The 9,134-nt window shown below is 35.4% G+C and carries 6 protein-coding genes; all 6 read right to left on the bottom strand.

Annotated features, from left to right (window positions below; translation table 11 throughout):
* Positions 1–207: 207 nt before the first annotated feature.
* Positions 208–1,569 carry a hypothetical protein gene (locus tag A9G28_RS03095; protein ID WP_065579738.1) on the bottom strand — a complete coding sequence of 454 codons (1,362 nt, stop codon included), beginning with the start codon at positions 1,567–1,569 and terminating at the stop codon, positions 208–210.
* 6 nt (positions 1,570–1,575) lie between these two features.
* Entirely contained in the window at positions 1,576–2,937 is a 1,362-nt protein-coding gene (locus tag A9G28_RS03090; protein WP_065579737.1) for a hypothetical protein, read from the bottom strand.
* Positions 2,938–2,943: 6 nt separating this feature from the next.
* Positions 2,944–4,305 (bottom strand): hypothetical protein, encoded by a 1,362-nt coding sequence (locus A9G28_RS03085; protein WP_065579736.1) that lies wholly within the window; start codon positions 4,303–4,305, stop codon positions 2,944–2,946.
* A gap of 7 nt (positions 4,306–4,312) precedes the next feature.
* Complete coding sequence (locus A9G28_RS03080; RefSeq protein ID WP_065579735.1) at positions 4,313–5,674, bottom strand: hypothetical protein; 1,362 nt, start codon at positions 5,672–5,674, stop codon at positions 4,313–4,315.
* Positions 5,667–8,315 (bottom strand): YwqJ-related putative deaminase, encoded by a 2,649-nt coding sequence (locus A9G28_RS03075; RefSeq protein ID WP_065579734.1) that lies wholly within the window; start codon positions 8,313–8,315, stop codon positions 5,667–5,669. The genes A9G28_RS03080 and A9G28_RS03075 overlap by 8 nt, the downstream gene beginning before the upstream one ends.
* 41 nt (positions 8,316–8,356) lie before the next feature.
* Positions 8,357–9,134 (bottom strand): DUF2345 domain-containing protein (locus A9G28_RS03070; protein ID WP_141674675.1); only part of this gene is annotated, 778 nt, incomplete at its 5' end.

The following is a 9,134-nucleotide window of genomic DNA, read 5'->3' as shown; positions in this document are numbered from 1 at the left end:
TCATTAATGTAATAGACATCAATTGCAAGTATCATAGTGAGTTATATTCTCTTCAAAAATTATGTATAAGTAAATTAATACATTAAAACTAACCGCTTGAGTAACATAGCATAAACATTGACATTAATTCAATGTGATAATATTCATACCTTATTGGCTATTGTCTTATTTATTATTAATACTATTTATTATTAATACTATTGCTACTCAATGCGTTAAATAGCTTCGATAGCGCCTTTCAAAAACTTGTGCTGTGTCAGATATCATTTTGATATCACAATGCAATTGTAGTTGTAGGGTTTTTAAATATGCCCAGACTTCTTGATTACGCTGTTCGCGCTGTTGATAGATAAGTGCTTTAGCCTGTTTATCTAATGCTTCTTCATTACGCGAATAATCTTTTTTCTCTTCAATTGTTAGGCTTTTTAAATGGATAAATTGCGCAAGTTGTATTAATAAAGCAATAGGAAAGCCACGTTGCCGTAAATCAAGCTGAGTAATTTTATCAAGGGGCAAATTTTGTAATAAAAACTGGAAATTACTTTGATTAATATCAGCCACTATTTTCCCATTCACTGGCGAATAACTAAATAATAGCCCTGAGCTGGAGTCTAGCCTAATTTGGCAATGGTGCTTAGCTTGTATGGCCAATAATAATGTTAATAAGGCATGGTTACGCTCATCACATTGTTGCTGTTTACTGTTTCTTTCTTGTGCTGGCAATCTGTTTAAGTCATAATCCGTCATGCCACTTTCTTTAAAAAAGATACTTGTTAAGTTGGGCAACTCCATGAGTTGCGTGAGCACGGGTAAAGACAAATGTTCGGTGGACAGTTGTAATTTTTTAATGGCTCGAAAATGGGTGTGGTTAATAAAATAGTCAAAATTATCATCGCGCTGAATATTAATCTTGATCTCATCCGCTAATGGGTAATGCGCCAGTAATTCAGTTAGATTATTGGCTGGTAAAGGCAAATCGTCTCGTTTAACTAAATTACCTAAATTTGCGATATTATCAACCGCCAAAAAGCAAAACTCGATTTGGTTGTTATTGTTAAAATTAAAGCTGATATTTTCTTGCTCTCTCATAATATCAATCGTTGTCAATTGCTTATAATGCCACTCAAACTTACATTGGTTTTGGCTATAATTTATTTTATAATAACGAATTAATCCCGAGCCATCCGGGTACCAACTGATCGTTTCGACAACATAGCCATCAATCCAGAACAACTCCATAGAGACAAAGCCATCACAATAACAATAGGTAATCCCGTTAAATAGTTTTCCTTGATAGAACAATTCATAATCATAATCATGCTCTTCATCAATCACATCATAATCAATTTTTATTGGGCTGTGGTATTTAAAAAAACCGTAATCATCTTCGTCCGTGATTTTACCTTGGGTGATTTGGTACACTTTATGCAGTTTTTGTTCACGATGGTCATAAGCCAGCCCTGTAAACAGCACATCATTTAAAAAGTACAAACCGCTAATTTGTTGTAAATAACTTAACTCTACCCGCACAGGTAGGTTAAATGGGATGATATTATTTATATTATTCATTTTTATTCAATGTGTTAAATAGCTTTGATAGCGTCTTTCAAAAACTTGTGCTGTGTCAGATATCATTTTGATATCACAATGCAATTGTAGTTGTAACGTTTTTAAATATGCCCAGACTTCTTGATTGCGCTGTTCGCGCTGTTGATAGATAAGTGCTTTAGCCTGTTTATCTAATACTTCTTCATTACGCGAATAATCTTTTTTCTCTTCAATTGTTAGGCTTTTTAAATGGGTAAATTGCGCAAGTTGTATTAATAAAGCAATAGGAAAGCCACGTTGCCGTAAATCAAGCTGAGTAATTTTATCAAGGGGTAAAGTCTGCAATAAAAAGTGGAAATTACTTTGATTAATATCAGCAATTATTTTCCCATTCACTGGCGAATAGTCAAACCATAGCCCTGAATTGGAGTCTAGCCTAATTTGGCAATGTTGCTTAGCTTGTATAGCCAATAATAATGTTAATAAGGCATGGTTACGCTCATCACATTGTTGTTGTTTAATTATTTGTTCTTCTTCTGGTAAGCGTTGTAATCGAGATTTACTGAAGCTATCATCGTCAAAAAAGATACTTTTTAAGTTGGGCAACTCCATGAGTTGCGTGAGCACGGGTAAAGACAAATGTTCGGTGGACAGTTGTAATTTTTTAATGGCTCGAAAATGGGTGTGGTTAATAAAATAGTCAAAATTATCATCGCGCTTAATGTTTAACACAATCTCATCCGCTAATGGGTAATGCGCCAGTAATTCAGTTAGATTATTGGCCGGTAAAGGCAAATCGTCTCGTTTAACTAAATTACCTAAATGTGCGATATTCTCAATAGTCAAACCGCAAGATTCGATTTGGTTGTTATTGTTAAAATTAAAGCGGATGTGTTCTTGCTCTCTCATAATATTAATCGTTGTCAACTGTTTATAATGCCACTCAAACTTACATTGGTTTTGGCTATAATTCGTTTTATAATAACGAATTAATCCCGAGCCATCCGGGTACCAACTGATCGTTTCGACAACATAGCCATCAATCCAGAACAACTCCATAGAGACAAAGCCATCACAATAACAATAGGTAATCCCGTTAAATAGTTTTCCTTGATAGAACAATTCATAATCATAATCATGCTCTTCATCAATCACATCATAATCAATTTTTATTGGGCTGTGGTATTTAAAAAAACCGTAATCATCTTCGTCCGTGATTTTACCTTGGGTGATTTGGTATACTTTATGCAATTTTTGTTCACGATGGTCATAAGCCAGCCCTGTAAACAGCACATCATTTAAAAAGTACAAACCGCTAATTTGTTGTAAATAACTTAACTCTACCCGTACAGGTAGGTTAAATGGGATGATATTATTTATATTATTCATTTTTCTTCAATGTGTTAAATAGCTTTGATAGCGCCTTTCAAAAACTTGGAATGTGTCAGATATCATTTTGATATCACAATGCAATTGTAGTTGTAACGTTTTTAAATATGCCCAAACTTCTTGATTACGCTGTTCGCGCTGTTGATAGATAAGTGCTTTAGCCTGTTTATCTAATGCTTCTTCATTACGCGAATAATCTTTTTTCTCTTCAATTGTTAGGCTTTTTAAATGGGTAAATTGCGCAAGTTGTATTAATAAAGCAATAGGAAAGCCACGTTGCCGTAAATCAAGCTGAGTAATTTTATCAAGGGGTAAAGTCTGCAATAAAAAGTGGAAATTACTTTGATTAATATCAGCCACTATTTTCCCATTCACTGGCGAATAACTAAATAATAGCCCTGAGCTGGAGTCTAGCCTAATTTGGCAATGGTGCTTAGCTTGTATGGCCAATAATAATGTTAATAAGGCATGGTTACGCTCATCACATTGTTGTTGTTTACTGTTTCTTTCTTGTGCTGGCAATCTGTCTAAGTCATAATCCGTTATACCACCATCGTCAAAAAAGATACTTGTTAAGTTGGGCAACTCCATGAGTTGCGTGAGCACGGGTAAAGACAAATGTTCGGTGGACAGTTGTAATTTTTTAATGGCTCGAAAATGGGTGTGGTTAATAAAATAGTCAAAATTATCATCGCGCTGAATATTTATCTTGATCTCATCCGCTAATGGGTAATGCGCCAGTAATTCAGTTAGATTATTGGCCGGTAAAGGCAAATCGTCTCGTTTAACTAAATTACCTAAATTTGCGATATTATCAACCGCCAAAATACAAGACTTGATTTGGTTGTTATCGTTAAAGTTAAAGCTGATATTTTCTTGCTCTCTCATAATATTAATCGTTGTCAACTGCTTATAATTCCACTCAATCTTGCATCGGTTTTCAGTGTAATTCATTTCATAATCTGTAATTAATCCCGAGCCATCAAGGTACCAGCTGATCGTTTCGACAACATAGCCATCAATCCAGAATAATTCCATAGAGACAAAGCCATTACTATAACAATAGGTAATCCCGTTAAATAGTTTTCCTTGATAGAACAATTCATAATCATAATCATGCTCTTCATCAATCACATCATAATCAATTTTTATTGGGCTGTGGTATTTAAAAAAACCGTAATCATCTTCAGCCGTGATCTTACCTTGAGTGATTTGGTACACTTTATGCAGTTTTTGTTCACGATGGTCATAAGCCAGCCCTGTAAACAGCACATCATTTAAAAAGTACAAACCGCTAATTTGTTGTAAATAACTTAACTCTACCCGCACAGGTAGGTTAAATAAGGGGGTATTGTTTATTTTATTCATTTTTTATTCAATGTGTTAAATAGCTTTGATAGCGTCTTTCAAAAACTTGTGCTGTGTCAGATATCATTTTGATATCACAATGCAATTGTAGTTGTAACGTTTTTAAATATGCCCAGACTTCTTGATTACGCTGTTCGCGCTGCTGATAGATAAGTGCTTTAGCCTGTTTATCTAATGCTTCTTCATTAAGCGAATAATCTTTTTTCTCTTCAATTGTTAGGCTTTTTAAATGGGTAAATTGCGCAAGTTGTATTAATAAAGCAATAGGAAAGCCACGTTGCCGTAAATCAAGCTGAGTAATTTTATCAAGGGGCAAATTTTGTAATAAAAACTGGAAATTACTTTGATTAATATCAGCAATTATTTTCCCATTCACTGGCGAATAGTCAAACCATAGCCCTGAATTGGAGTCTAGCCTAATTTGGCAATGTCGTTTAGCTTGTATGGCCAATAATAATGTTAATAAGGCATGGTTACGCTCATCACATTGTTGTTGTTTACTGGTTCTTTCTTGTGCTGGCAATCTGTTTAAGTCATAATCCGTTATGCCACTTTCTTTAAAAAAGATACTTGTTAAGTTGGGCAACTCCATGAGTTGCGTGAGCACGGGTAAAGACAAATGTACGGTGGACAGTTGTAATTTTTTAATGGCTCGAAAATGGGTGTGGTTAATAAAATAGTCAAAATTATCATTGCGCTGAATATTTATTTTGATCTCATCCGCTAATGGGTAATGCGCCAGTAATTCAGTTAGATTATTGGCCGGTAAAGGCAAATCGTCTCGTTTAACTAAATTACCTAAATGTGCGATATTATCAACCGCCAAAAAGCAAAACTTGATTTGGTTGTTATTGTTAAAATTAAAGCTAATATTTTCTTGCTCTCTCATAATATCAATCATTTTCAACTGTTTATAATTCCACTCTATCTTGCATCGGTTTTCAGTGTAATTCATTTCATAATAGCGAATTAGCCCCGAGCCATCTGGGTACCAGCTGATCGTTTCGACAACATAGCCATCAACCCAGAATAATTCCATATAGACAAAGCCATCACAATAACAATAGGTAATCCCGTTAAATAGTTTTCCTTGATAGAACAATTCATAATCATAATCATGCTCTTCCTCAATCACATCATAATTAATTTTTATTGGGCTGTGGTATTTAAAAAAACCGTAATCATCTTCAGCCGTGATCTTACCTTGGGTGATTTGGTACACTTTATGCAGTTTTTGTTCACGATGGTCATAAGCCAGCCCTGTAAACAGTACATCATTTAAAAAGTACAAACCGCTAATTTGTTGTAAATAACTTAATTCTACCCGCACAGGTAGATTAAATGAGGGGGTATTGTTTATTTTATTCATTTCTTTCACCTTGTCGTCCTGTATGAACTTTAATTTGCGGATCTAATATACCACTACAATTAGCACAAGCTTCAAATTCACGTAAAAAATCGTCTTCTTTGGCTGGGCGATTAGTTTTCAGGGTATATACCTCAATAGCACTTAAATATTTTTTGGGATCTAGTCCCCGTGCACTCAGTTGTTTAAATACATAATCGACAGCCAATATTTCAGCATGGGCACCTGGCATACCATCAAAGTTTGATAGATGATTTTTATGTTTGACTAAATAGTTTTTTATTAAATCTTCTGTTAATTTATCCATTTCTTTATCAGGGTATAGCCCAGCTAATTTTGATATATAACGATCAATATCGATCACTTGAATTGGTGCTGAGTTACCAGTAAATTTGTTTGTATCAGCAAAGACTACCTTAGCTTCAGTGGCTTGTTTCAAGTTAAAAGGTAAATTGGCAAACTCTTGGGTTGTCTCAAATGTAATGCCTTCAACCGTACATGTTGCTCGAGAGATAGCTTTTAACTTTTTCCAATCACTATCCTCCACTCCGCTAATTCTAGCCATTTGCTTAAACTTCTCAATATTGTCTAGGGCATAACTTTCTTCAATAACGGTGTCTACCTCTGTTGTGCTAGAAGTTTGATCATCTACCCTGACTAGAACCTGTATTTTTTTATTACTTGCTGACTTATCAGGTAAAGCAAGTAGCCCATCGCTTAAAGCATAGTCTATTGCTTCAATAGGGTTATCTAAATTTATATACTTGAAAAGTTCTTTTTTTAAAAACAATTCAATCATGGGGGGCATAGTTAAATTATATAAATAGTCTTGGTTAATGATTAATATGTTGGGGAGCAACTTAGGGGGGTGTGTTATAGTGTTGTCCAGAAAGGGTAATAATTTTAGCTCTTGTAATTGTCTAACTGCTGTTCTTGTTTCGGGGATTATGGCTAGTTGTGTTGATGATTCCCCGCCATGTTCAGTTGTTGTAATTTCAGGGATTCTTCGTGTTGATTGTGTTGTTGATTCCCCGCCATGTTCAATAGTTGTGATCTCGGTGGTTTTTCGTGTTGATTGTGTTGATAATCCCTCGCCATGCTCAAGTATTATTATCTCGGGGTTTTTTAGCATAGCATCAACTTCTTCTCTTGTCATTTTTCGAACTAAAGAAGCGTCTTCTTCTATAAAACTAAAACTGGCACGAGCACTTTTAATGTTGATGTAGGTTAATGCACCAACGGTTACTCCTGCCGCTATTAACCTTAATATTCTTGATAGTTTTTCATCGGGGGGAATTGTTTTATCTTCTATGGTTGAATAAATGGCCGATGCAACGTCAGTCGAAATCATGATACCTAGGGCACTGTCTGCGGCTACTTGGCCAATAATCATTGCTTTAACGACATTGGGGTTACTAATATTGCCCACTGACATCGGCAAGAATGCGTGTGGTTTCCATTTTGTTAAGATTTTAAGTGAAGAAAGCCCACACAGGCTTGCTGCAATAGTTAATGAATCTATACCATCATCTTTCCAATTATTAAAACCGGTATTATAACGTTGTGCTATATTAATTACCGATGCCGCTGTACCCGCTACAGCCGAAGCCGCCATAGCCCATAGTGCTGCCGTTGCCACCTGTCCACCAGGTACAAAAAATAATATGGCACCAGCAATGATTGATGCGCCAATTGCAACCCAAGATAGCGCATTAGAAATGCTGTCTAACCAAGTTGACCCATCTGTTGTGAATTGGTATTCTTCTGAGTAATGGTGATCATTTATCTCCCAACTAAGTAGCCCTTCACCATCAAATTTGGGGATTTCTAACGTTGGGTGGCTAGCGCAAAGATAACGGCATTTTAATATGCCATTTGGATAACGGTTGTTACTTTCCCATGTTTCTAATGCATCAAGGACAGCGGCTTGTTCTGTCTCGCCTTTGCCTTCAAATACTCCACACCATCCTTGTTGGGTTGGACTAGTCCAATCTAATAAATAAACTTTATTATTTGTATAAAAATAACAAACTTGTAATAGAATTGAGTTAGTATCAGGATACTCGTTAGAGTAGTGTCTTGCGGTAATAATTTTAAAATTTTCTTTATGACTATTTGGTATTTTTTCTAGCAAATATTCTAGTTTTTTTGCATATGTTTCCATATTTTTGATGCGTTCTTGATATTTGCTATTTTCATCTTCGTTAAGCTGGCTGTTAGCTTCTAAAGCACGAATTAGTTCAATTTGTTTTTTTAAGTTGTGCAATACGTTGAACGGATTTTCGGTTTCTTCAAATGTTCCACTATCATAACTTAAACATTCATCTTGGCTGATAACATGCTGCACATAGTGATAAGTCTTTGGGTTTCGGTCACCTAAAGTTTTTTTTACCGTACATACTACGGTATGCACTCCTCTTAAGCTCCAAGTCGCGTTTAGCCATTCAGAACCGTTGGGGCCTTTGACACTATTCTGTTTTTTTTTGTCTTCATTTGTGTGATTGACACAATCCCAGCGAACCCATAACCGCTCTACATCTTCAGCTTCGGGATTAACCTTTTTTAAAAAAAATGACATTTTTTTATTTTGCATCACATATTTTAAGGATGGTTCTGTCACAATTTTGTAGTCTTCTAAATCCATTGTTTTATTTCCTATTATTGTTTTTATTGTTTTTATTGTTTTTATTGTTTTTTGATTTTGGCTTTAGCTAAAAGATAATCAATGAGATTTTTCTGATTGCTGTATGGTCCAATTGCGTCTTTTAATTCTTTTATTAAATCTTCATGATAGATCTGTGTATACGCCTTGCTTGTTTTTGCAACAATTTCTTCCGCATAACTTAAGTAATCAATTATTTCATTTGCATTGCCAATTTTAATTGCTTTATGTAGACGTTGTGCGTTGGCTTTAGCTAAGATGTCATCTTGATCGGGGTAAGCGTAAGCATATTTCATACCCGTTGGCACATTTTTTAATACCACTTTTCCTTCGCGATCTAATTTGCCTTGACGCAATTCACCATTTTCGAAACGTACTATGTATTTTGTCATCGGAATGGGGTAACCATCTTCTGTTTTAAGTTCTAGCGTGATGCCTTCTTGCATATCTTGCTCAGTAAATAATGCTGGTACATCAATTGGATCGTAATTTAATTTAGCAACGCCCATCTTCTGCATGACATTACATTTAAGATAAATATTATCTTGCGTACCCAGTTCAATGCCTTCACTGCTGATTTTGATATAAGAGCCACCACAGATTAGGGTCAGCGCTTTAGTAGCTGTTATCTGTGTTTCACCATCAACACTGTCTATTTTTATATCTTGCTTAGCCGCCATATTGAGGTTGGCATTTTGGGCTTGCACTGCAATATCGCCTTGGTTGGCAAACAGTTTCATGCCTGATTTATGAGCAAATAGTCCTATTGCGTCGCCAGATGATACGGTGATGTTTTTTAAT

The sequence above is a fragment of the Gilliamella sp. Fer1-1 genome (assembly GCF_001690825.1).
GTDB lineage: Bacteria > Pseudomonadota > Gammaproteobacteria > Enterobacterales > Orbaceae > Gilliamella > Gilliamella apicola_C.
This window is presented reverse-complemented; position numbering and strand designations above follow the sequence as displayed.

Bases quoted from the DNA above. Each gene is read 5' to 3' on its own strand.
- A9G28_RS03085 (WP_065579736.1), bottom strand. From the start codon at position 4,305: ATGAATAAAATAAACAATACCCCCTTATTTAACCTACCTGTGCGGGTA.
- A9G28_RS03095 (WP_065579738.1), bottom strand. From the start codon at position 1,569: ATGAATAATATAAATAATATCATCCCATTTAACCTACCTGTGCGGGTA.
- A9G28_RS03090 (WP_065579737.1), bottom strand. From the start codon at position 2,937: ATGAATAATATAAATAATATCATCCCATTTAACCTACCTGTACGGGTA.
- A9G28_RS03080 (WP_065579735.1), bottom strand. From the start codon at position 5,674: ATGAATAAAATAAACAATACCCCCTCATTTAATCTACCTGTGCGGGTA.
- A9G28_RS03075 (WP_065579734.1), bottom strand. From the start codon at position 8,315: ATGGATTTAGAAGACTACAAAATTGTGACAGAACCATCCTTAAAATAT.